Genomic DNA, 23,708 nt, shown 5'->3' with positions numbered 1-23,708 from the left:
GACGCCGGGCCTTAACAACTCCTTACCGGCCGTCCAAAAAATTTACGAATGTGTACCACTCATGAAATCTAGGTAAATTCGACCGACATATCTGGTTAACCATACCGGCCGCGTCACTCAGCCAGCTGCGGCAGGTTCCTGAACAGCTCCAGCGCCTCTGGATTGGCCAACGCTTCTTTGTTCTTGATGGCGCGGCCATGCACCACGTCGCGCACTGCAAGCTCGGTGATCTTGCCCGATTTGGTGCGCGGAATGTCGCTGACGGCGACGATCCTTGCCGGCACGTGGCGCGGGCTGGCGCCGCTGCGGATCTTGGAACGAATGCGCTTTTCCAGATTCTCGTCCAGCGTCACGCCGGCGGCCAGCCGCACGAACAGCACGACGCGCACGTCATTGTCGAAATCCTGACCGATGCACAGCGCCTCAAGGATCTCCGGCATCTGTTCGACCTGATTGTAGATCTCCGCCGTGCCGATGCGCACACCGCCCGGATTGAGCGTCGCGTCAGAACGGCCGTGGATGATCATGCCGCCATGCGCGGTCCATTCGGCGAAGTCGCCGTGGCACCAAACATTGTCGAAGCGCTCGAAATAGGCGGCCTGGTATCTCTTGCCCTCAGGATCGTTCCAGAAGCCGATCGGCATCGACGGGAACGCTTTTGTGCAGACCAGCTCACCCCTTTGCTCGCGGATCGGCTTGCCGTCATCGTCCCATACATCGACGGCAAGGCCGAGGCCGGGACCCTGGATCTCGCCGGTCCAGACCGGTTGCGTCGGTACGCCGAGCACGAAACAGGAGACGATGTCGGTGCCGCCGGAAACCGAGGCGAGATGTACGTCCTTCTTGATGCCGTCATAGACGAAGCGGAAATCCTCCGGCGACAACGGTGAGCCGGTGGAGGAAATAGCCCGCACACTCGACAGATCATGGCTGCGGATCGGCTTGAGCCCGGCCTTGCGTACGGAATCGATGAATTTGGCCGAGGTGCCGAAAAAGGTCATCTTCTCGGCATCTGCGAAGCTGAACAGCACATTGCCGTCGGGGTGGAAGGGCGAGCCGTCATAGAGCAGCAGCGTGGCGCCCGAGGCCAGGCCCGACACCAGCCAGTTCCACATCATCCAGCCGCAGGTGGTGAAGTAGAAGAAGCGGTCGCCTTCGATGAGTCCGGCATGCAGCCGGTGTTCCTTGACATGCTGGACCAGCGTGCGGCCGGCCGAATGGACGATGCATTTGGGAATGCCGGTGGTACCTGACGAGAACAGGATGTAGAGCGGATGCGCGAACGGCAGCCGCTCGAACGTGACCGCTTTGGCGGTAAAGGGTAACAGCGCCTCTTCGAGCGCCACGGCCTTGTCGATGATCGCTGCGATATCGCGCGAGGTACCGAGATAGTCGACGATCAGGACCTTGCGGACGGTTTCGAGCTTCGCCGCAACGGCAGCGATCTTGTCAGCTACCTCGATTGCCTTGCCATTGTACCAATAGCCGTCCGGCGCAATGAATATGACCGGCTCGATCTGGCCGAAACGGTCGAGCACGCCCTGCTCGCCGAAATCGGGGGAACAGGACGACCAGACCGCGCCGATGGAGGCGGCCGCCAGCATGGCGGCGACGGTTTCCGGCATGTTGGGCATCATCGCCGCGATGCGGTCGCCCTTTTTTACCTTGAGCGACAGGAAAAGCTGCTGAAAGCGCGAAGTCAGCTGGTGCAGTTCGCTCCACGACAGCCGCCGCTCGATCTTGCCCTCGCCGCGAAAGACGATCGCGTCACCGGAACCGGTCTTCTTCAGCAGGTTCTCGGCGAAGTTCAGCGTCGCATCGGGAAAGAACGATGCGCCGGGCATCTTGTCGCCATCGACGAGCACCGTCCCATCGGTCCCTTTGTCGCCGACAATGCCGCAAAAGTCCCACAGCAGGCTCCAGAAGCCCTCGCGATCCTCGACCGACCAGCGGTGCAGTTCGGCGTAGGAGGTGAAGGATGTGCCGCTTTTGGCCGCTGCTGCCTTCATGAACGCGGTCAGTGGTGCTGCGTCGATCTGCTCTTGCGTCGGAGTCCAGAGCGGTGCTTCGGCAGCCATGATCGATCCTCCTTGAAGCCCGTCGCGTCGCAAGATAGATATGCTTTTGTTTTGATGCACGTCGTTGTCCCGGAACCGCTGCACTCTTCCGGGCGACATGCACTAGCCTCAGCTTTACAGGCGCCGCTGTCCCAAAAACGCCGCGCCTCGTAGCAGGCTGAAGCTGCATCGCTTATGCCTACCACCGTGCGGCAGAGCAAGATTTTGTTCCGCTAAAACTCGGCCATATGTTCGCAATTGCCATCGCCGGGCCATAAAGACTTGAAATGCCTCAGCCCTAAGTCGTAGTGACGACTGGAAGGCGTGGTGACAACTGGCGGTTACACCCGTCAGGCGATTTTTATCGGAATGAAAGCAACCGGGGCAATATGCCATCACCTTTGATCCGGCGCGGAATATGGGCGATCGGCGTTGCCGTGCTCGTCATCGCGCTGGTCGTCGCCGCTCTGCCGCTGTTTGCCTCGACCCGGATCGTGCGCGATCGCATCGCCTGGGAAATGAGCGCGTGGAGCGGTTTCAGGGTCACCATCGCCGGTTCGCCGCGCATCGAGGTGTGGCCGAAGTTCCGCGCCATATTGAGCGACGTCACGCTGTCGCAGTGGACCGAGACCGACGCGCCGCCGGTGATCGAGGCCGAACGGGTCGAGGTCGACCTTTCGGCCATGGCGGCGCTGCAGGGCGATGTGGTGTTTTCGACGGCGCGGCTGGTGCGGCCGACGATCCGGGTCCAGCGCGCCGCAAACGGCATATTCCTGCCCGCCATGCCAACGGGCGGACGCATCACCCGCTCGATCGACACGGCGCGCGGCGTGGTCAACGCCGATCCGACGAAGCCGGATCTGAGCAAGCTGCCCGCCGATCCGTTCGGCACCGTGGAATTCAGGGACGGCCGCATGGTCGCCTCCGTCGGCGGCAAGGACGTCGAATTGCTGACCAGCCTGTCCGGCCAGGCGAGCTGGGCAGCGATGAACAGCAACGCGACCTTGTCGGCGACCGGAATCTGGCGCGGCGAGAGCGTCACCGTCGATGCCGCCTCGCCCAAGCCGCTGGTGCTGTTTGCCGGCGGCGCCGCACCGGTCACGTTTTCGTTCAAGGCAGCGCCGGCCAGCTTCTCGTTCGACGGCACGGCCAGCATGTCGCAAAACGCCTATTTCGATGGCCAGGCGAAATTCGCCGCGCCCTCGCTGCGGCGCGTGCTGGAATGGTCGCAGGCCGGCATTGCTCCTGGTACGGCGATCGGTTCGGTCTCGATTTCGAGCAAGATCACGGCGACCGCCGGCCGCGTCAAATTCGAAAACACCGCGGTGACGCTCGACAACAACCCGGGAATGGGGGCGCTGGATTTTTCGTTCGGCGACGCCTTGCCGGTGATATCAGGCACACTCGCCTTCGATACGCTCGACCTCAGGTCGCTGTTTTCGGCCTTCACGCCGCTGGCGCCGACCGGCGAGACCGGTCCCGGCGAAATCGACACCAGCTTCGCCGACCGGATCAATCTCGATCTGAGGCTGTCAGCGGCGCATGCCTCGGCCGGCGCAATCCAGCTTGCCGACGTCGCCGCCACGGCGCAGGTGAAGAACGGGCTTGCCGTCTTCGATATCTCCGATGCGTCGGCCTTTGGCGGCAACGTGCAAAGTAGCCTGCGTTTCGACCGCAAACCGGAGGGCTCGCAGGTCGAGATCCGGCTGCTCGCCTCCGACATTGACGGCGCCGCTTTCGGCACCGCGGCCGGAATGACGCGGCTGGTGCCGGCCAGCACCGGCACTGTCTCGGTCATTCTCAAAGGGCCGGGCAAATCCTGGGACTCGATCTTCGAGAACGCGGACGGCTCGGTCTCTGCGACGTTCGGGCCTGGCGCGCTGAGCGGGCTCAATTTGCCGGCATTTCTGAAGCACACGGAACAGGGCGGCTTCTTCGCGCTCGACGACGTCTCGGACGGGACACTGCCGATGGACGGCGCCGAGCTCAAGGCCACCATCTCGAAGGGTGTGGCAAGGCTGGACAAGGCCGAGGCCAATTCGGCGAAATACAAGGTCTGGCTGTCCGGCATCGCCTCTTACGGCGGACGCGGGCTGGCGCTTTCGGGGGGTGTCACCCAGGCCGACCCGGCAGCGGCACCGGTCAATGGCCAGCAGGGATCCAACCAGTCGTCATTCTTCGTCGGCGGCACCTGGAGCACGCCGTTCATCTCGCCGATCAGCCGCGGCGTCTCAGGCGAATAGGCGGACCCTTACCGGGATCGCCCTATCCCTCGTTTGACGCAATCAACCGCGCTGCGCGGCCTGTTCGTCGAGCTGGCGTTGCACCTCACGCCGCTTGTTGGCGACCGAAGCGATGATGACGCCTACCGCCACGACGGCGATCAGGATGGTGCAGGCGGCGTTGATTTCCGGCGTCACGCCGAGACGCACCTGGCTGTAGATCTTCATCGGCAGCGTGGTGGCGCCAGGCCCGGAGGTGAAGGAGGCGATGACCAGGTCGTCAAGCGACAGGGTGAAGGCCAGCATCCAGCCGGAGACGATGGCCGGCATGATGACCGGCAGCGTGATCTGAAAGAAGGTCTTTACCGGCGTTGCGCCGAGGTCCAAGGCAGCTTCTTCCAGCGAACGATCGAACGACACCAGGCGCGACTGCACGACGACAGCCACGAAGCACATGGTCAAGGTGATGTGAGCAAGCGTCACGGTCAGGAAGCCACGGTCGAGACCGACGGCAACGAACAGCAGCAACAGCGACAGGCCGGTGATGACTTCCGGCATGACCAGCGGCGCAAACACCATGCCGGAAAACAGGATGCGGCCGCGGAAGCGGGTGTAGCGGGTCAAGGTCAGTGCTGCCAGCGTGCCGAGCACGGTTGCCACAGTGGCGGAGATGACACCCACACGCGCGGTCACCCAGGTGGCGTCCATCAGCCCCTGATTGTGGAACAGCGAGGCATACCATTTGGTCGAGAAGCCGCCCCAGACGGTGACCAGCTTCGACTCGTTGAAGGAGAAGACGATGAGCAGCACGATCGGCAGATAGAGAAAGGCAAAGCCCAGCACGACCGAGGTGACGTTGAAGCGGCTCCAGGTGGCGTTCATTTGTCCTGCTCCTGGGCGCGTGCCTGGGCCTGCTGGAAGAGCATGATCGGCACGATCAGGAGCAGCAGCAGGATGACGGCGACGGCCGACGACACCGGCCAGTCACGGTTGGCGAAGAATTCATTCCACAAGGTCTTGCCGATCATCAGCGTCTGCGAGCCGCCGAGCAGATCGGGAATGACGAACTCGCCAACCGCTGGAATGAACACCAGCAGGCAGCCGGCGATGACCCCGGGCAGCGACAGCGGGAACGTGATCTTCCAGAAGGCTGATGTCGGCGGGCAGCCGAGATCCTTTGCCGCCTCGATCAGCGAGTAATCCATCTTTTCCAGCGACGAATAGAGCGGCAGCACCATGAATGGCAGGTAGGAATAGACGATGCCGATGAAGATCGCCGTGTAAGTGTTGAGGATGATCAGTGGCTGATTGATGATGTGCAGCGACAACAGCAGCTGATTGAGCAGACCCTCGGGCTTGAGGATGCCGATCCAGGCATAGACGCGGATCAGGAACGACGTCCAGAACGGCAGGATAACCAGCATCAGCAAGGTCGGACGGATCGTCGCCGGCGCGCGGGCCATGCCGTAGGCGATCGGGAAGCCGACGAGCAAGGTCAGGATCGTCGAGACAGCAGCGATGATAACACTGGTCACGTAGGCTTTGAAGTAAAGCGCGTCCTGCGTTAGCCAGACATAATTGTCGACGCTGAGTTCGCGGAAGCGGACAAAGAACCCGGACATGCCGTCCCTGAAATCGAGCGCCGGCGTGTAGGGCGGCATGGCGATCGCCGACTGCGACAGCGAAATCTTGAAGACGATGATGAACGGGATGAAGAAGAAGAACAGCAGCCAGAGATAAGGCACGATGATGACGAGCCGGCTGACGAAGCCGGCACCGAGCCGCATCAGGAACGGTTTGGCCGCGGCCGATGGACCGGCGTCGGTGAGTGCAATGTTGGACATGGCCGCCCCCTACCGTGTCAGCACGACGCCGGCATCCGGCCGGAAGGAGACCCAGGCGCGGTCGTTCCAGGTCAGCGGGTCCTCGGTGACTCGCGCCGCGTTGAGCGCGCTTGCCCTGATGATCTGCCCGTCATCCAGCCGGATGTGGTAGACGGTCATGTCGCCGAGATAGGCAACGTCGTAGACCTCGCCCTCAAGCGCATTGACGGCGTCGGCCGGTTTCGTCGACGACACCTTGATCTTCTCCGGCCTGATGGCGAAGACGATGTCGGAACCGGCCTTTGTATCGGTGCTGTTTTCGACGACGATCTGGGCCCCTGTCGCGCCGGTGATGCGCGTGGTGTTTGCCGCACGCTCGGCGACCTTGCCCTCGAACATGTTCACATTGCCGACGAAGTGGGCAACGAAGCGCGAACTGGGGGCTTCATAGACTTCCGCCGGCGTCGCCACCTGCATCACCTCGCCCTTGTCGATGATGGCGATGCGGTCGGCCATGGTCATCGCCTCTTCCTGGTCGTGGGTGACGACGACGAAAGTGAGCCCGAGATTTTGCTGCAGGTCCATCAGCTCGAACTGCGTTTCCTCGCGCAGCTTCTTGTCGAGCGCGCCGAGCGGTTCGTCGAGCAGCAGCACTTTCGGCCGCTTGGCGACCGAGCGGGCGAGTGCGACGCGCTGGCGCTGCCCGCCGGAGAGCTGGTGCGGCTTGCGCTTGGCGAACTGCTCGAGCTTGACCAGCTTCAGCATCTCGGCGACGCGCTTTTCGATATCCGGCGCCGGCATGCCTTCCTGCTTGAGGCCGAAGGCAATGTTCTTTTCCACGCTCATATGCGGGAACAGCGCATAGGACTGGAACATCATGTTGACCGGGCGGCGATAGGGCGGGATGCCGCGCAAATCCTGGCCGTCGAGAAGGATACGGCCGGCGGTGGGCTCCTCGAAGCCGGCAAGCATCCGCAGCAACGTCGACTTTCCGCAGCCCGACGCGCCGAGCAGGGCGAAGAACTCGCGCTCGAAAATGGTCAGCGACAGATTGTTGACGGCGGTGAAGTCACCGAACTTCTTGGTGACATTCTCGAATTGGATATATGGCTTGGCGTTCGGGTCGTTCCATGGCGCGAAATCCCTGCGGATGCTGCCAAGCGATTTCATGTCCCACTCCGTCCTGTTTTTTTTGCTTCTTGCCCCAGAGAAGAATGGTCCCGGCAGATGACTGCCGGGACCATGTCGCATTGCTTACTGGCCGGTGACGATCTTGGTCCAGCTGCGCGTGATCAGGCGCTGGGTCTTGGGATCGTAGGGCTGGACCGTATAGAGCTTTTTCAAGGTCTCGGCGTCCGGATAGACCGCCGGATCATCCAGCAGCGCCTTGTCGACGAACTGCTGCGAAGCCTTGTTGCCGTTGGCGTACAGCACATAGTTGGACGACTTGGCGATCACTTCCGGCTTCATCATGTAGTTGAGTAATTCGAGTGCCTCGGCGGCATGCGGCGCATCGGCGGGAATCGCCATCTGGTCGAACCACATCTGGGCGCCTTCCTTGGGCACGGAATAGCCGATCTCGACGCCTTGCTTGGCCTCGACCGCGCGGTTGCGTGCCTGGAAGACGTCACCCGACCAGCCGACCGCCAAACAGATATCGCCGTTGGCGAGCGCGTTGATGTATTCGGACGAATGGAATTTGCGGATATACGGCCGCACCTTCAGCAACGTCTCCTCGGCCTTGGCGATGTCGTCAGGTGAGGTGCTGTTCGGATCGAGGCCGAGATATTTGAGCGCCGCCGGGATGATGTCGGCCGGCGAGTCCAGCACATAGACGCCGCAGTCCTTCAGCTTGGCCAGGCTGTCGGGATTGAAGAACACATCCCAGCTGTCGATCTTGTCGGTGCCGAGTGCTGCCTTCACCTTCTTGATGTTGTAGCCGATGCCGACCGTGCCCCACATGTAGTTGATCGAATATTCGTTGCCCGGATCGTATTTGGCGGTGCGCTCCGAAACCGTGTCCCACATGTTGGAAATGTTGGGCAGCTTCGACTTGTCCAGCTTCTGGAACACGCCGGCCTGGATCTGGCGGGCCAGGAAGTTGCCGCTGGGCACGACGACGTCATAGCCGCTGCCGCCGGCAAGCAGCTTGGTCTCGAGGATTTCATTGGAATCGAAGGTGTCGTAGACGACCTTGATGCCGGTCTCCTTGGTGAAGTCGTCAATGATCGAACTGTCGATGTAATCCGACCAGTTGAAGACGTTGACGACGCGGTCCTCGGCATGGCCGCCGACGGCGAAAAGCGTCAGAAATGCCGAGGTTGCCGAAAGCCAGAGCGCTTTGCGGATCATGCTGTTCTCCTTTGATGAGTGTTCCTTCGCCAAGTCGTCGCTGTTCGAGCGCGATTGGGCATTTGCTTCAGAGTATTGAGCTTTCCGGGCAGCCACAAGCATGAACTGCCAGCGCCGTCCGGGCGGTTCGACGAGCGGCAGATGATGGCTCTGTGTGCCCGCATGGCGGGCGCGCTGACGCCGTCAGAGGCTTTCGCCGCGGCGCGGGCAGGGATACGACGCTGTGGTCCGGTCTTGGTCCGACCGGCGGGGACACTTGGCAAGATAAGCCTGTCTTGTTGTTGCCGTGCCCCCAGCCTGCCCGTGCCGCAGCAAGGTTGTCAATGGCCCGCGCGGGGAAGCTCGGTCAATAGGGCGTGCGGCTTCGCTAATTGGGGAAAGACGGGCGTAATTAGGGAAGACGGGCTCAACCAAGGGAAAGGCGGGTCAATTTGGGGATGGCAGGCCGGTGGTCCCCGGCCGTGCAGGCCTCGCCTGGCGCTTGAATTCAAGCGCGATATGGACGAGCAGCGCGGCGACCACCACCGCGCCGCCGATGATGGTGCGCACCGAGGGCACCTCGCCATGAACGAGCCAGACCCAGATCGGTCCGAGGATCGGCTCGAACGTGCCGAGGAGTGCTGCGATCGCCGCCGGAACCAGCCTCGCGCCGGTGGCGAAGAAGGCAAGGCCGAGGCCGAGATTGATGACGCCGAAGGCAAACAGGAAAGCCATGTCGTGGGCCGACGTGGCAAACTGCGTGGCTTGCGATGCGGCGAAAGCCGCTGCCAGCATCGTGCCGAGGCACGTCGCCGGCGTCATGCGCACATGGGCGAAGCGCCGGGTGATGACGGTGGCAATCGAGAACATGACGGCAATCAGCAGCGACAGCCCGTCGCCGATGGGCGATACGGCGCCGTCGAGCGATTCCGACACCATGATGGCGACGCCGGCGATGACGGCGGCGATCGCCACCCAGGTCGCGACGGCGACGCGTTCGCGAAACAGCACCCAGGCAAGCAATGCCGCCAGCAGCGGCACACCGGCCTGCATCAACAGGATATTGGCAACGGTGGTGTAGGCGAGCGCGACAACGAAGCACGTCGACGCCGTGGCGAAACAGACGGCCACGGCAAGGCCGGGCAGGCCCATGTCGCGAAACAGCCGCAACATGCCGCGCCAGCCGTCGCGCCAGGCCATGAAGCAAATCAGGAACACAGCCGCCCACAGCGAGCGCCAGAACACCACCGTCCAACTGTCAGCGGTGTCAATGAAGCGGGCGATGGTGCCGCCAAAGCTCCACATCAGCGCCGACAGGAACACCAGCAGCAAGCCGACCCGCTCTTCGCGCGGCGAGACGATCGGCGGTGCGGCGATTGCAGAAGATGCGGTATCGGTCATGGGGTGCGACTGTCGGCTATCTCGGGGCGGCATGATGCACAATGGACGACAGAAACGTGCCGTATTCGCCTAGCGCATAGGCTACCGCCGGACGTGATCCAGCCCGGCATTCCCTTTGGCGCACCGCCAACCGGCAGCCATACGGGCAAACACCGCCGTTTCTAGGACATGCCCTTGTTGCCGCGGATAAAGCGCCAAAGACCGGCCAACGGTACCAGCAGCAGAATGCCGAACTTTTTCAGGGCGATGAGCGCGACCGCAATCAGGCCGGCCTTTGCCGCGAGTTTTCCGGCGATGAGGCCGCCAATGCCAACCGCGGCGACCGTGTCGGTGCCGGGCAGAAAATCGGTGTATTTCTTGCCGGTGTTGAAGTCCGCCACGCCCAGCACTTCGTCCAGGCTCTGCTTGATCTCCGGCAATTGTTCGACCGTAGCGATGTAGCTCATCACGAAGACGCCTTCCCGGCCGAGGAAACGGACGTCGTAATTGAGCGTGTGGACGGTATCGTCTCCGAACTGCAGCTCCTTGGCCCAGTGCAGCCGCTTGTGGACGAAATCATAGACCGGCGGCGAGGCCCAGCCGATCAGCTTGATCGGGGGAAAGCCGTCCTTCACCCGCTGATCGTTGGCCGACAATGTGTCCGCCTGCATGCTGCTCAGCAATTCGGTGTAGTCGATGGATGCGGCGTCGGCGTCATCGACATGGCCGATCTTTTCATAGCGCAATTCGATGCCCCAACCGTTGCCGGCGATGGGCTCGTACTTGGCCGGGAAGATCATGCCGATTGCTTCGGACGCGGTATCAGGCGGATTGCCCCAGGCCTCGGTCAGGACGGACGTCGCGTCCTTCTTGCCCAGAAAATAGAACTTGTCCTTGAGATCGAGATGGATGCCTTCGGGAAGGTCGACCGCGCCGGTCTTTGGATCGATCTTGTCCAGGAATGCCTTGCCGTCGTCACTATACTGTTGATAGTCCTTGAAGAATTCCGAGGATTTTTCTGCCAGAACAGGCCCCGCCAAAAGGGCAAGCGCCACGCCAAGCCACAAAGCTTTCCTGTTCATAAGCCATCCCCCCTTGGCTGCCCTGCAGCTCACCTTCGATAGCGCAGCGCCGATGCTTAATCAATATTTGGTTCGGCGATGGTTCGGGCCGCGCTCTATTGCTTAGCGCAAACAGCTGCGGTCTTCCGCGACCTCCAGCCCGAGAAGCATCACTGGAAATCGAAGGCGCTCAGGCCCGTCGCCATCTCGTCCAGGCCCAGCGGACGGGTCACCGGCGGCTCGGCGCGGGCGAGGCAGCCGATGCGTTCGCACAGCCGGCAAGCGGGACCGACCGGCGTGGCGGCGCCCTGTCCGGCCTTTGCCGGCAGCCCGGCGCCATAGACGCTCTCGTCGCGAAAGCCGATATCGCAGCCCAACAGCAGCGCGGTGCGGCGGGGGCGCTCGGAGAACGAACCCTGCGGCCCCTCGAGCGTGCGTGCGATGCAGAGGAACTCGGCGCCGTCGGGCATTTCCACCGCCTCGACCAGGATCTGGCCAGGCGAAGCGAAAGCGGCATGGACCGGCAGTTTCGGGCAGCCGCCGCCAAAGCGGCTTTGCGGAAAGCCCTGGCCGCCGACCTTGCGGAAGCGGTTGCCGGCATTGTCGACCTCGAGCATGAAGAACGGCACTCCGGTCAAGCCAGGACGCTGCAGCATGGTCAGGCGGTTCGCCGCCTGTTCGAAGGAGACGCCGAAACGCGAGCGCAGCACATCGATGTCGTAACGAGCCCGCACGGCGGCGGCATGAAAGGCCTGATAGGGCATCATCAAGGCATGGGCGGCGTAGCGGCCGAACTCGAAGCGGGCGAGCCGGCGGGCTTCGTCCGTACCGAGCTTCAGCGCCTGAATTTCGCCGGCGATCGCGACCGTCATGCGGATCAGGCAGGCCTCCATGGCGACTTCGCGCAACTGGTCGAACGGCGACAGCCGCTCCGATAGAAAAAGACGCTGCGAATGACGGTCATAACGGCGGCGCCAGTTTGGCATGGTGGCGACCGGCAGAACCTTGACGACGATGCCATACTCGCGCTTCAGCCACGCCTTCAGCGCGCCGAACAGATCGTCGCCGGGGTCGAGCATCGAGGTGAAGGCCTCGGCCTCTTCCTCCAGTGCTGCAAAATGGTTCGGCCGGCGCTCGAAAATCTCGTGCACTTCGTCGATCGGCAGCCGCGCACCGGACAGCGCCGTGGCGCGGCCCTCGCGCGCCAGAAGCTCGTTGAGATCGGACAGCCGCTCGGCCTGCTCGCGGTAAGCGCGAAACAGTTTTATCATCGCAGCCGATGCGTTGGGGGCTGCCTCGGCCAGTTCGATCAGTTCCTGGTCGCCCGGCAGCTCACCGGCAAGCAGCGGGTCGCCGAACACTTCCTTCAAGGCCGAGATCGACCCTCTCGCCTCACCCTGCAATTCATGCGGGTCGACCTTGTAGACAGAGGCCAGCTTCAGGATCAGTTGCACCGTCAGCGGCCGCTGGTTGCGCTCGATCAGGTTGAGATAGGACGGCGAGATGCCGAGCCCCTCGGCCATCGCCGTCTGGGTCAGGCCTTTGGCGATGCGGATGCGGCGGATGCGCGGCCCGGCGAATATCTTCTGGTCGGCCATCGGCTTTCCTTGACAGGAATTTACACGACTTGCGAGCGATGAACGGCGCACCATCTTTTTACAATCATGACAGATTTACAGCGGCAAGCAGTCAAACACAACACAGGTTTTCTCTTATTTTCTACCGGAAATGGCGGTTTTCCTCGCTCTCGTCGCGGCGCAATGTAAATGATGTCACACACAGACGACGCACACCATCCCAGGGCGCGGCGTTTCAAGACACTGGCATCGATTGATCTGGAGTGACCAATGACTGATTTTTACAATCTTGTCCCATCCGCGCCCGAAGGCCGCTTCGACGGCATCGAACGAGCCTATTCGCCCGACGATGTGAAGCGGCTGCGCGGGTCGGTCCAGATACGCCAGAGTCTTGCCGAAATGGGCGCCAACCGGCTGTGGAAGCTCATCCACGAGGAAGACTTCGTCAATGCACTCGGCGCCATGTCGGGCAACCAGGCGATGCAGCAGGTGCGTGCCGGGCTGAAGGCAATCTATCTTTCGGGGTGGCAGGTCGCCGCCGACGCCAACACCGCGTCGGCCATGTATCCGGACCAGTCGCTCTATCCCGCCAATGCGGCGCCCGAACTGGTCAAGCGCATCAACCGCACGCTGCAGCGCGCCGATCAGATCGAGACCTCGGAAGGCAACGGCCTGTCGGTCGACACCTGGTTCGCGCCGATCGTCGCCGATGCCGAGGCCGGCTTCGGCGGACCGCTCAACGCCTTCGAGATCATGAAGGCGTTCATCGAGGCCGGCGCTGCCGGCGTCCACTATGAGGACCAGCTGGCCTCTGAGAAGAAGTGCGGCCATCTCGGCGGCAAAGTGCTGATCCCGACCGCCGCGCATATCCGCAACCTCAACGCGGCGCGTCTGGCGGCCGACGTGATGGGCACGCCGACGCTAGTCGTGGCACGCACCGATGCGGAAGCGGCAAAGCTTCTGACCTCCGACATTGACGAGCGCGACCAGCCTTTCGTCGACTACGATGCCGGCCGCACGGTTGAAGGCTTCTACCAGGTCAGGAACGGCATCGAACCGTGCATCGCGCGCGCCATTGCCTATGCGCCGCATGCCGACCTGATCTGGTGCGAAACATCCAAGCCCGATCTGGCGCAGGCCAAGAAATTCGCCGAAGGCGTGCGCAGGCATCATCCGGGCAAGCTGCTCGCCTATAATTGCTCGCCGTCGTTCAACTGGAAGAAGAACCTCGACGACGCGACGATCGCCAAGTTCCAGCGCGAGCTCGGCGCCATGGGCTACAAGTTCCAGTTCATCACATTGGCCGGGTTCCACCAGCTCAATTTCGGCATGTTCGAGCTGGCCCGCGGCTACAAGGCGCGGCAGATGGCGGCCTATTCCGAGTTGCAGGAAGCCGAGTTCGCGGCCGAAGTCCACGGCTACACCGCGACCAAGCACCAGCGCGAGGTCGGCACCGGCTATTTCGACGCCGTGTCGATGGCAATTAGCGGCGGCCAGTCGTCGACCACCGCCATGCATGAATCGACCGAGCACGTCCAGTTCAAGCCGGCAGCGGAATGAACCGATCGACATATCCAACAGAGGAAACGCCCGAAGGGCAAGGGAGAAGAAAATGGCATCGATAAGCCGCGTCAAGGAACGTGCAGAAGAACAGTCCACCACGATGAGTGTCGACCAACAGGCGACCATCCGCATGCTGGCCAACGACCTGCACCGGCTCAATCAATCGGTGATGAAGGCAGTGGAGGCCGGCGTCTCGGTGGAACTGGTGCGCTCGGCCCGGCATCATGGCGGCGACGGCAATTGGGGCGACCTGCTGATCCCGGTGATCGTCACGCAGAAGAGTCACGGCTGATCTTCCCTTACGGAAGCTTTGTGCTTGTGGAACCTATGGGCCCCGTCGCTCACTGGCCGATTTCAACGTCACCCGCGGGTTTTCAGCGCGGGTGACTTTCGCTTTTGAGCGTAAACTTAACTACAGTTCGAAAACAGACCTTGTCTCCGAGGTTTAATATTTCCGGCTATATTTCGCAGGTCCGTCATTTCAGCTTGACATGGCGGGCGATCTCACGCCAATTGGCTCTCGGATTTCAACCCTGCATTGAAGCAGCGCCGAGTGCCCGCCCCGCCCATGTGCCCTGTGAACCGCGAGACCGACACCGCCAAACATCTGAATTCGTCAAGCAGGGACGCGAACTCCGAGATATCAACGGATTTCTCCCACGTGCTGGTCGTTGGAAAATCGCCGATCAACCGGGTGGTGGTGTCGAAGATCGTCGAGAAGTCCGGACTGAAGCCGATCTCCGAGTCGCCCGAAATGGCGGCCAAGACATTGCGAACCCTCATTCCGGGCGCCGTCGTTCTCGATGGCGGCCCCGACAACGAGGACTGCCGCGCGCTAATGGCGGCCATCGACGCCTTGCGGCGGACATCTGGGCGGTCGCTCCCCAAGGTGATCCTGCTTTCAACCAAGACCGGCACGCCCGACAGCCTGGGCCTGTCGAGCGTGGTCGATGTGGTGGTAACCAAGCCGATCACCACCGAAAGGCTGCAGCCGGTGGTCGACCGGCTGATCAGCCTCGGGCGCGGCTGATCGCAATCCGCCCGAACACGTGCGGGGCGGTCAGCGTTCCTTGCCGATGCTCTCGATCAAAGCCGGCAGTTCGCCAAGATCGACAAGCTGACGAAAACGCGGTGCCTCGACCGGCGGCTCGACGTGTTCGAGCACCCAGGTCAGCTCGTGCGGCACATACACACCCCAGCTGCCGGCCTCGATGGCCGGCACCACGTCCGACTTGAGCGAATTGCCGACCATCATGCTGGTCTGCGGGCTGCCGTGACGGCCAAAGATCCTGGCATAGGTGGCGGCGCTCTTGTCGCTGACGATCTCGACGGCATCGAACAGGTCGCCAAGGCCGGACGCCGCCAGCTTCCGCTCCTGGTCGAACAGATCGCCCTTGGTGATCAGCACCAGATGGTAGGCGCCGGCGAGCCTTTCCACGGTCTCACGCGCATGCGGCAAAGCCTCGACCGGATGTCCCAGCATGTCGCGGCCGGCGGCAAGGATTTCGGCGATGGTCGACCCCGGCACACGGCCCTCGGTCACTTGTATTGCCGTCTCGATCATCGACAAGGTAAAGCCCTTGATGCCGAAGCCGTAGACGGCAAGGTTGCGCTTCTCGGCCTCCAGCAGCCGTGCCGAAATGTGCTCGGCCTCGCCATGGTCGGCGAGTAGGGTTGCAAAATGCTTCTCGGTCAGGCGGAAGAACTGTTCGTTCTGCCATAGGGTATCGTCGGCGTCGAAGCCGATCGTGGTCAATTTGCCTGGCATACGGTGTCTTCTGCTGCTCGATCTGCGGGAGGTTGACCCTAATCTGCGTGGCGCGATTTTCAACCAGGAAGGCGAAGACAGGCAGCTCCCCTTCCCTTCCATCACCGGCAACAGCTATACTGTGATAATTGCAACCCAAACTGGTGAATGATGCCGCCTGCGAAAAAGGAAGTCCGTCCGTCGACCCGCGGAGGACGCGTCCGAACGCCTGCCTTCGTGAAAAATCAACGCGGCGTGAAGAACTGGAAGGAAGTCAGCGCTTGGCTGGAATGGCGCGGCATCGAAGACATAGAATGCATCACGCCTGATCAGGCTGGCGTCGCGCGCGGCAAGATGATGCCGTCGAAGAAATTCACTTCCAACACCTCGCTGGCGCTGCCATCGGCAGTGTTCATGACGACGATTTCGGGCGGCTATCCCGAGGACGGCAACGGTTTCCACTATCCGGAGGATGATGGCGACCTGAAGCTGATGCCGGATCTGTCGACGTTGACCGTGGTGCCGTGGGAAGAAGACCCGACGGCCGCCGTCATCTGCGACCTCGTCCATCAGGATGGCCGTTCGGTCGAGTTCACGCCGCGCAACGTCCTGAAGCGCGTGGTAGCAGCCTACGACAAGCGCGGGCTGAAGCCGGTGGTGGCGCCCGAGATCGAATTCTATCTGGTGCGCAAGAACCCCGACCCCGATTATCCGCTGACCCCACCCGTCGGGCGTTCCGGACGGGCAATCGGCGGCGGCGCCGGCTATTCGATCGCCGGCGTCAACGAGTTCGACGAACTGATCGACGACATCTACCATTTCTCCGAAAGCCAGGGCCTGGAGATCGACACGCTGATCCACGAGGAAGGCGCCGGCCAGCTCGAGATCAATCTGCGTCACGGCGATCCGGTCGAGCTCGCCGACCAGGTGTTCATGTTCAAACGCACCATCCGCGAGGCAGCGCTGAAGCATGAGATCTATGCCACCTTCATGGCCAAGCCGATCCAGGGCCAGCCAGGTTCTGCCATGCACATCCACCAGTCGATCATCGACAAGAAGACCGGGCTGAATATCTTTTCGGCGAAGGACGGCTCGGAAACCGACGACTTCTTCCATTTCATCGGCGGCATGCAGAAGCATGTGCCGAACGCGCTGGTGATGTTTGCCCCTTACGTCAATTCCTACCGCCGGCTGACGCAGTCGGCCTCGGCGCCGGTCAACAACAAATGGGGCTATGACAACCGCACCACGGCGTTCCGCGTGCCGCGCTCGGATCCGGCGGCGCGGCGTGTCGAAAACCGCATCCCGTCTTCCGACGCCAACCCCTATCTGGCGCTGGCGGCCTCACTTGCCTGCGGGCTGATCGGCATCACCAACAAGATCAAGGCCGAGCCTCCGGTGCTGACCACCGCAAACGCCGATGAGATCGACCTGCCGCGCGGCCTGCTCGAAGCCGTCGACCTGTTCGAGGGCGACGAGGAGCTGTGCGCCCTTTTGGGCAAGTCCTTTGCCGCAACCTATGCAGCGATCAAGCGGGCGGAGTTCGAGACCTTCATGGAAGTGATCAGCCCGTGGGAGCGGGAGTATCTGTTGCTCAACGTGTGAGCGGCGACTTCGTCGTGTGAATGGTGAATAGTGAATGCTGAGTAGTTTCATATTGGATGGATGAGCGCAGACGACGTGCGTCTCGCAGCCATTCACCATTCACCATTCACCATTGGCTGGTGTCCCCATGCCTTACCAATCACCTATCTCCCCCGGTCGCTCCTGGTACGAAGACACAGCCGGACCACGCGCTGAGTACCCTGCCCTGGACGGCGACCGCAGCTGCGACGTCGTCGTCGTCGGCGGTGGCTTCACCGGGCTGTCGGCGGCCGCTCATTTGGCCAAGGCGGGAGCCGACGTCGTTCTGATCGAAGCGCATCGCTTCGGCGACGGCGCTTCAGGGCGCAATGGCGGCCAGCTCGGCACGGGCCAGCGCGCCTGGGCCGAAGAGATGGAGGCCGAATACGGCTTCTCCCGCGCCAAGGCGCTGTTCGACCTTGCCGAAGAGGCGAAAGCGCACCTGCTCGAATTCGCCGCCGTCAACCAGATCGACATCGACTATATGCCGGGCCAGTTGTCCGTGGCGCACAAGCCGCGTTATCTCGACGACTACAAGGCACATGCCGAGATCATGGCCGGCCGCTTCAATTATCCGCACATCGCCTTCATGGATGCCAGGGAAACGGCCGAACGGCTGGGCTCCACACGCTACTTCGGCGGCACCCGCGACACCGGCACCGGACACATCCACCCGATGAAGCTGGTGATCGGCACGGCAAAGGTGGCGGCAGCGGCCGGCGCGCAACTGTTCGAGCAGACACTATCGACCGGTGTTACCTCCAGCGGCGGCAAGGTCAGGGTGACGACTTCGAGAGGAACCATCACCGCCCAGAAATGCCTGATCGGTGTAAATGCCTATGGCGGCACGCTCGAGCCGGTGAGTGCCGCGCACATCATGCCCATCGGTTCCTTCATCGGCGCGACGGTGCCGCTGGGCGTCGATTCGAAAGTGCTGCCGGGCGGCGAGGCGGTCGACGATTCGCGTTTCGTCGTGCGTTATTTCCGCAAATCCAGGGATGGAAGGCTGCTGTTCGGCGGGCGCGAGGTCTATGGCGTCAACGATCCGAAGGACATCCATGTCCATATCCGCCGGCAGATAGCCGAGCTTTATCCGGAACTGAGCGATGTCGAGATCACCCATGGCTGGGGCGGCTATGTCGGCATCACCATGCCCAGGAAACCGTTCGTGCGCGAGGTGATGCCCAATGTGATCTCGGCCGGAGGCTATTCCGGCCACGGCGTGATGCTGTCGAACTTCTTCGGCAAGCTCTATGCCCAGACCGTCGCCGGCAACCGCGACAGACTGAAGCTGATCGAGGACCTGAACATCCCGGCTTTTCCCGGCGGCCGGCGATTTAGAACGCCATTATTGTTCTTGGCACTGAACTGGTTTGCCCTGAGGGACCGAATATAGGGAAAGTATCTCATATCAGCCATGGCTGGTACTGAGCTGATTCTATTGAGCTGTTGGTTGCCGCAGCGAGACGTTGCAGAATCCTTAACAAGAGCGCACAATTCCCCTGAGGGCGCACTGATGCCACAATCAAGGGCAAAGGATGCCGGTTCTGGGCGATTGAACGGGGATTTCTGCGGGCCTGCCCGCTTTGTTGTTGGGACCGATGCCGATCGAATGCCGGGCTGCCGGCGCCGATCGAAAGAACACCGGCTCATCTTTTGGAGGTGGCAAGAGTGAACGAGCCCTTCAGTTTCGGCGCGCCGGAACGTCGGCGCTTCGCCATGCAATTCGGTTATGACATGCGGCCCTCCTTCTGGCAGGGGGTGCGCACGAATTCGCATCTGGTGATCGCCGCGGTCGGCACCGCAGCGCTGCTTGGTGTGGCGGGCATAGCGCTTTGGCTGGCATTGCCGGCCAACGACCGGCAAGCGATCGCCAGCACACAGCAGAACGTTCCGACTTTTCCGGTCAAGACGACCAAGATTGCCCCGGTCGCGGCGACGGCTACCGCGGTAGCGGCGCCACAAGCCGCGCGCAAGGGCGACGCGGTTTCATCGACGGTCGCTGTGGGTGGGGCTGCGATGCCGCCGCTGTCGGCCAACGATCCGCGCTGGACTGCGCCGCAATCCAACAGCGACCCTGCCGCGACGCCATCCGATCAGGCGCCTACCGAGCAGGCTGCCGCCAAACCGTCCGATGCCGCGGCATTCGAAGAACCGGCGGCCCAGGGCGACGCCACGACGCAGTTGTCAAAGGTCGCTGCTCCCGCCAATGACGACGACGCGGAAACCGCCGCCATACCGACGCCAAAACCGCAACTTCCAGACGAGCAATCTTCCGCCGCAACGAACGATACCCAGGCCAAGGCCAAGCCACAGAAGGTGGCTGCTGCCGCCGGCACCGGACGCATCCTCAGGACGGTGACAATGCGCAGCGGTCCGCAGAAAAACGCCGCCGCCATGGGCACCGTGCCCGCCAAGTCGTCGGTGCAGGTGGTGAGTTGCAAGAAATGGTGCCAGATCGTCTACAACGGCAAGCGCGGCTGGATCTACAAGAGCTACATCAAGACCGGGGCTTGAGACACAAGCCGCCAGATCTGGTCAGCCGCCGAGCAACCACCTGAAACGGTGTCTCCTGCGAGCAAGTTTGCGCTTCGCCAGGAAATCCCGGTGTTCCTCGAACGGCACCTCATAGAGGCCGCACATTTGGCAGCTTTCTGACCTGCCGCATAGCGGGGTCCAGCATTTCACATCGTGCGTCCAGGCGAGCGCGATCCTTTCCAGATGAAGGTTGGACGAACTTTTCAGCAGAATCAGTTCTCCTGGGACTGCCGTCTGTTTGATGTGATCCGAAACTTCCTTGGCAGTGCGAAGCTCAATGAAACGGCCGCTGTCGCGGTCGGCCTGGCTGGCGCGCGAGCGATGCGCATTGCCGCCCGTGTAGATGACCTCATCGGCGATTTCGCGAGCGATCTTGTACGCACTGCCGTATTTCCTCGACGAGCCGGCGTAGTCGGATATCTGCCCAAGCACAATGCGCTTGCGAGCGGCCTTGGCCTTTGCAATCATCTCCAGAGCAATGTTGAGCGAATGCCAGGGCGCTTTGGCCGTATCGACCAGGAATTTCGGACCCGCGGATACCTCTTGCACCGTAGAGCGGTTGGGCAGTGGTGCAAACGATGCCGTTCTTGCTACGACTTGCTCTGGCGGGACGCCAAGTTCCAAGGCGGCGGCCATGGCCGCTGCAGTCGGCAGCCAGAATTGCTCGCCGGGAAAAGGCGCTTGAATATTCAGGCTGCCACCGCGCCAATGAAGGGTGAACCGCAGCAATTCCGGATACGCGGCATGCACGTCACTCACGCGGTAGTCTGCCTCGCCGGACTGGCCGAAGGTCGCAATCCGGCATTTCGCGCCAGACGCCATGCCGATCACCAGTGGGTCATCGCAATTGAGAACCGCAAGTCCATCAGGTTGGAGTGCCCCGACCAGCGCCCGCTTCTCTCCCGCCACAGCTTCCAGAGTCTTGAACTTGCCGAAATGCTCCAGACGGATCATCGTAACCACCGCCACACTCGGCTTCAGCATCTGCGCCATGGCGCTGATCGTGCCGAAGTCGGAAGCGCCGGCTTCGAAAACGACGTAATCGACTTTGCCGGCCTTCCTCAGGCGCTTGTAAAGCGTTCGGATGAGCGCAGGCATTGTATTGGCCTGGGCCTGTAGATGCACCTTGCCTTGGGCGGCCAGTATGTGTGCAAGCAGGCTGGTGGATGTGGATTTGCCGGAGCTGCCGGTAATGCCGATGAACGTCGCTTTGTTACGCGCCCGCACCCAGCGCGCCTGCAGCCGTCGCAGCGCCCAGCCCAAGTCCTTGCGAATTTTCAGCAATTCCAGTTTCACACCCCGCCAGCTTTTAGCCCAGCCTAATATGCGTCGTGCCAAGTTCCAGAGTCAAACGGGCGCTGGCGTGCTTCAGCCAAAGATTCTAGCGGCCGAGGAGCCGCAGCAGTCTGTGCTTGCGGCGCTTCGATTTTCTCTGCGCCACAAACTCACGGTGCTGCTCAAACGGCACTTCATAGAGGCCGCATTGCTCGCATCCCTCGGTCTTGCCGCATACCGAAACCCAGCACTGGACGTCGTGGGTCCAGGCAAGAGCGACACGCTCGAGGTGCAGATTGGACGAGCTCTTGAGCAGGATCAACTCGTCAGGCTGCGCGGTTTGGGCGATGTAGTCCGACACTTCCCTGGCCGTGCGCAATTCGATGAAGCGGCCGCTGTCGCGATCTGCCTGGTTCGCCTTGGAGCGATGGGCATGATCGCCGGCATAAATCACCTGGTCTGCAATCTCGCGCGCGCTGCTGTAGGCTTGGGCATATCTGTTATTCGAGCCGGAAAAATCCGATAGCTGGCCAAGAACGATACGTTTTCGCCCGAATGTCGATCCGGCTACCATGTCGAAGGCAAGGCTCAGCGAATGCCAGGGCGCCTTTGCGGCATCCACGATGAAGTGGGGGCCGCCCGCGGGGACGAGCACCTGGCCGCGATTTTCCAGAGGCTGGAACGTCGCGGTTCTGTCCTTGACCATCTGCGCAGGCACGCCCAGTTCAAGAGCGGATGCAACCGCCGCTGACGTCGGCAGCCAGAAATGCTGGCCGGGGAACGACGTCTCGATATCGAGCACACCGCCGCGCCAGTGGAGCGAGAACCGCAACGGCTTGGGATAGGCTGCCTCGATATCGCTGACGCGATAATCCGCCTGCTCCGATGTGCCGAATGTGACGGAACGGCAATAGCTCGCCGAGGCCATGCCCATCACAAGAGGGTCATCGGCATTGAGCATCGCGAAGCCGCCCGGCTCCAGCGCCGCGACTAGGGCGCTCTTTTCTCGAGCGACGTTTTCCACAGTCTTGAAACTGGCCCGATGCTCCAGCCGGACCATTGTGACAACAGCCACGTCGGGGCGAAGCAACTCGGCCATGGGCTTCATTGTATCCGGGCCGAATGCAGCAGCCTCGAAGACGACGTAGTCGGTTTTGCCGCCCTTTCCCATTCGCCTGGATAGGGTCGAGACCAACAGTTTCATAGTGTTGGCCAGAACCTGTGTGTGGACCGAACCCTGGCCAGCCAGGATGTGTCCAAGCAGGCTTCCCGCCGTCGTCTTGCCGGAGCTTCCGGTAACACCGATGAAAATTGCCTTGCTTCGCGCCCGCGCACGCTTGGCCAGGTAAAGCCGCAGCCGCCATCCCAGATCGTAGCGACTTTTCTGCTGCCTGATCTTCATCACCCGCCAACACTATCCACGATCCGTTATGCCTTTCGGGGGATCGAGAAGTCAAACTGGGGTCCGGCGTGACGACGTCAACTGTTCGTTCCTCGGCCGGCCGGCGCACCGATGCGAACTCTTGCCGACATTGCTCTGTCTGCCATGCATTGCGAACAGCGAGGTACTTCCCGAATTGCTCAAATGCAGCGGCCGCCGTCGACCTCCAGCGCCACACCGGTGATGAAGGCGGCTTCGTCCGACGCAAGCCAAAGCGCAGCGTTGGCGATATCGAGCGGCGTCGACAGACGGCCGAGCGGTATCGAGGCACGGAATTTCTCGCGGATCTCCGGCGTGTCAGTGCCCATGAATTTCTCCAGCATGCCGGTCTCGCCGGCGACCGGGCAAAGGCAGTTCACGCGGATGTTCTTGGGCGCGAGTTCGACCGCCATCGACTTGGTCGCGGTGATCGCCCAGCCCTTCGAGGCATTGTACCAGGTGAGCCCCGGCCGCGGCCGCAGACCGGCGGTCGAAGCCGTGGTCAGGATGACGCCGCCGCCCTGCCGCTCCATGATCGGCACCACGGCAAGTGCGGCGTGATAGATCGCCTTCATGTTGACTGAAGTGATCAGGTCGAAGGTCGCCTCGTCGACGTCGAGCATGTCGCCATTGCGATGGGTGTAGCCGGCATTGTTGACCATGATATCGATGCGGCCGAAGGCGCTTTTTGCGGCATAGACCATCTCGTCGAATTCGGAACGCTGCGAAACGTCGGTCTGGGTCCAGATCGCGGCCTGGCCGATCTCTGCTGCAACGCGCTCCGCGCCCTTGGCGTTGAGGTCGGCGACGACGACCTTGGCGCCCTCTTCGGCAAAGCGCCTGGCCATGCCTTCGCCGAAACCTGACGCAGCACCCGTGATGACGGCAACCTTGTTTTCCAGACGCATGCTTTTTCCGCTCATTGAAGACCCACCTCGCAAGCGCATTTTCCTTTTTGTTTGATGCGTGTCTGTCTCCCAGAACCGCTTCGCACTTCTGGGCGACACGCATTAGCTTTCGTCACATTCCCGCTTTATGTTGCAGGCGCGAAAGCCCCGGGACCATCGCTTGACGAAAAGCCTCCGGGTGGC

At 62.0% G+C, this 23,708-nt stretch carries 19 protein-coding genes; 7 read left to right on the top strand and 12 right to left on the bottom strand.

Annotated features, from left to right (window positions below; all coding sequences use genetic code 11):
* Nucleotides 1-113 precede the first annotated feature (113 nt).
* On the bottom strand, nt 114-2,078 hold the full coding sequence (locus NKH38_RS27850) for an acetoacetate--CoA ligase (RefSeq protein WP_352764521.1): 1,965 nt from the start codon (nt 2,076-2,078) through the stop codon (nt 114-116).
* A 368-nt stretch (nt 2,079-2,446) separates the two neighbouring features.
* Here NKH38_RS27850 and NKH38_RS27845 point away from each other — a divergent pair, with 368 nt between their 5' ends.
* On the top strand, nt 2,447-4,300 hold the full coding sequence (locus tag NKH38_RS27845) for an AsmA family protein (protein ID WP_352764524.1): 1,854 nt from the start codon (nt 2,447-2,449) through the stop codon (nt 4,298-4,300).
* Between the two features lie 42 nt (nt 4,301-4,342).
* Here the strand turns inward: NKH38_RS27845 and NKH38_RS27840 are convergent, their stop codons facing one another.
* From NKH38_RS27840 to NKH38_RS27810, 7 genes are all read right to left on the bottom strand, one after another.
* A complete protein-coding gene (locus tag NKH38_RS27840) occupies nt 4,343-5,161 on the bottom strand; it encodes an ABC transporter permease (protein WP_023669326.1) in 819 nt (272 codons plus the stop codon).
* Nucleotides 5,158-6,123: an ABC transporter permease subunit gene (locus NKH38_RS27835; RefSeq protein WP_027049422.1), complete on the bottom strand. Its 966-nt coding sequence runs from the start codon at nt 6,121-6,123 to the stop codon at nt 5,158-5,160. Before NKH38_RS27835 ends, NKH38_RS27840 begins: the two co-directional genes overlap by 4 nt.
* Nucleotides 6,124-6,132: 9 nt before the next feature.
* Entirely contained in the window at nt 6,133-7,272 is a 1,140-nt protein-coding gene (locus NKH38_RS27830; RefSeq protein ID WP_352764526.1) for an ABC transporter ATP-binding protein, read from the bottom strand.
* Nucleotides 7,273-7,356: 84 nt separating this feature from the next.
* Nucleotides 7,357-8,454, bottom strand: a complete 1,098-nt coding sequence (locus NKH38_RS27825) for a polyamine ABC transporter substrate-binding protein (protein ID WP_352764528.1) — start codon at nt 8,452-8,454, stop codon at nt 7,357-7,359.
* Nucleotides 8,455-8,880: 426 nt separating this feature from the next.
* The gene (locus NKH38_RS27820) at nt 8,881-9,834 is read right to left on the bottom strand and encodes a DMT family transporter (RefSeq protein ID WP_352764530.1); all 954 of its coding nucleotides are present in this window, start codon (nt 9,832-9,834) and stop codon (nt 8,881-8,883) included.
* Nucleotides 9,835-9,995: 161 nt separating this feature from the next.
* Nucleotides 9,996-10,895 carry a DUF2167 domain-containing protein gene (locus NKH38_RS27815; protein ID WP_031244436.1) on the bottom strand — a complete coding sequence of 300 codons (900 nt, stop codon included), beginning with the start codon at nt 10,893-10,895 and terminating at the stop codon, nt 9,996-9,998.
* 149 nt (nt 10,896-11,044) lie between these two features.
* The gene (locus NKH38_RS27810) at nt 11,045-12,472 is read right to left on the bottom strand and encodes a helix-turn-helix domain-containing protein (RefSeq protein WP_352764533.1); all 1,428 of its coding nucleotides are present in this window, start codon (nt 12,470-12,472) and stop codon (nt 11,045-11,047) included.
* A 249-nt stretch (nt 12,473-12,721) separates the two neighbouring features.
* Here NKH38_RS27810 and aceA point away from each other — a divergent pair, with 249 nt between their 5' ends.
* From aceA to NKH38_RS27795, 3 genes are all read left to right on the top strand, one after another.
* Nucleotides 12,722-14,011, top strand: a complete 1,290-nt coding sequence (gene aceA / locus NKH38_RS27805; protein ID WP_023681876.1) for an isocitrate lyase — start codon at nt 12,722-12,724, stop codon at nt 14,009-14,011.
* A 52-nt stretch (nt 14,012-14,063) separates the two neighbouring features.
* Entirely contained in the window at nt 14,064-14,306 is a 243-nt protein-coding gene (locus NKH38_RS27800) for an SMc00767 family acetate metabolism repressor (protein ID WP_023669318.1), read from the top strand.
* A gap of 276 nt (nt 14,307-14,582) precedes the next feature.
* Entirely contained in the window at nt 14,583-15,044 is a 462-nt protein-coding gene (locus tag NKH38_RS27795) for a response regulator (RefSeq protein WP_023669317.1), read from the top strand.
* 30 nt (nt 15,045-15,074) lie between these two features.
* On the opposite strand, the gene NKH38_RS27790 is transcribed toward NKH38_RS27795, so the two are convergent.
* Nucleotides 15,075-15,782 carry an HAD family hydrolase gene (locus NKH38_RS27790; RefSeq protein WP_352764536.1) on the bottom strand — a complete coding sequence of 236 codons (708 nt, stop codon included), beginning with the start codon at nt 15,780-15,782 and terminating at the stop codon, nt 15,075-15,077.
* A 147-nt stretch (nt 15,783-15,929) separates the two neighbouring features.
* Here NKH38_RS27790 and NKH38_RS27785 point away from each other — a divergent pair, with 147 nt between their 5' ends.
* The 3 genes from NKH38_RS27785 to NKH38_RS27775 all read left to right on the top strand — a co-directional run bounded on the left by NKH38_RS27785 (nt 15,930) and on the right by NKH38_RS27775 (nt 19,901).
* Nucleotides 15,930-17,366: a glutamine synthetase family protein gene (locus tag NKH38_RS27785; protein WP_023669313.1), complete on the top strand. Its 1,437-nt coding sequence runs from the start codon at nt 15,930-15,932 to the stop codon at nt 17,364-17,366.
* A gap of 127 nt (nt 17,367-17,493) precedes the next feature.
* Nucleotides 17,494-18,780: an NAD(P)/FAD-dependent oxidoreductase gene (locus NKH38_RS27780; RefSeq protein ID WP_352764538.1), complete on the top strand. Its 1,287-nt coding sequence runs from the start codon at nt 17,494-17,496 to the stop codon at nt 18,778-18,780.
* Nucleotides 18,781-19,055: 275 nt separating this feature from the next.
* Entirely contained in the window at nt 19,056-19,901 is an 846-nt protein-coding gene (locus tag NKH38_RS27775) for an SH3 domain-containing protein (RefSeq protein ID WP_352764540.1), read from the top strand.
* Nucleotides 19,902-19,922: 21 nt separating this feature from the next.
* Here NKH38_RS27775 and NKH38_RS27770 read toward each other — a convergent pair whose 3' ends face one another.
* The 3 genes from NKH38_RS27770 to NKH38_RS27760 form a co-directional block, all read right to left on the bottom strand.
* Nucleotides 19,923-21,218 (bottom strand): Mur ligase family protein, encoded by a 1,296-nt coding sequence (locus tag NKH38_RS27770; protein ID WP_352764542.1) that lies wholly within the window; start codon nt 21,216-21,218, stop codon nt 19,923-19,925.
* A gap of 85 nt (nt 21,219-21,303) precedes the next feature.
* The gene (locus NKH38_RS27765; protein WP_023729062.1) at nt 21,304-22,599 is read right to left on the bottom strand and encodes a Mur ligase family protein; all 1,296 of its coding nucleotides are present in this window, start codon (nt 22,597-22,599) and stop codon (nt 21,304-21,306) included.
* A 179-nt stretch (nt 22,600-22,778) separates the two neighbouring features.
* Complete coding sequence (locus NKH38_RS27760; protein WP_027049416.1) at nt 22,779-23,525, bottom strand: SDR family oxidoreductase; 747 nt, start codon at nt 23,523-23,525, stop codon at nt 22,779-22,781.
* Nucleotides 23,526-23,708 lie beyond the last annotated feature (183 nt).

The sequence above is a fragment of the Mesorhizobium sp. M1078 genome, assembly GCF_040318615.1.
Lineage (GTDB): Bacteria > Pseudomonadota > Alphaproteobacteria > Rhizobiales > Rhizobiaceae > Mesorhizobium.
Note: the sequence above shows the minus strand (reverse complement) of the source record. Positions and strands in the feature narration are given on the sequence as shown.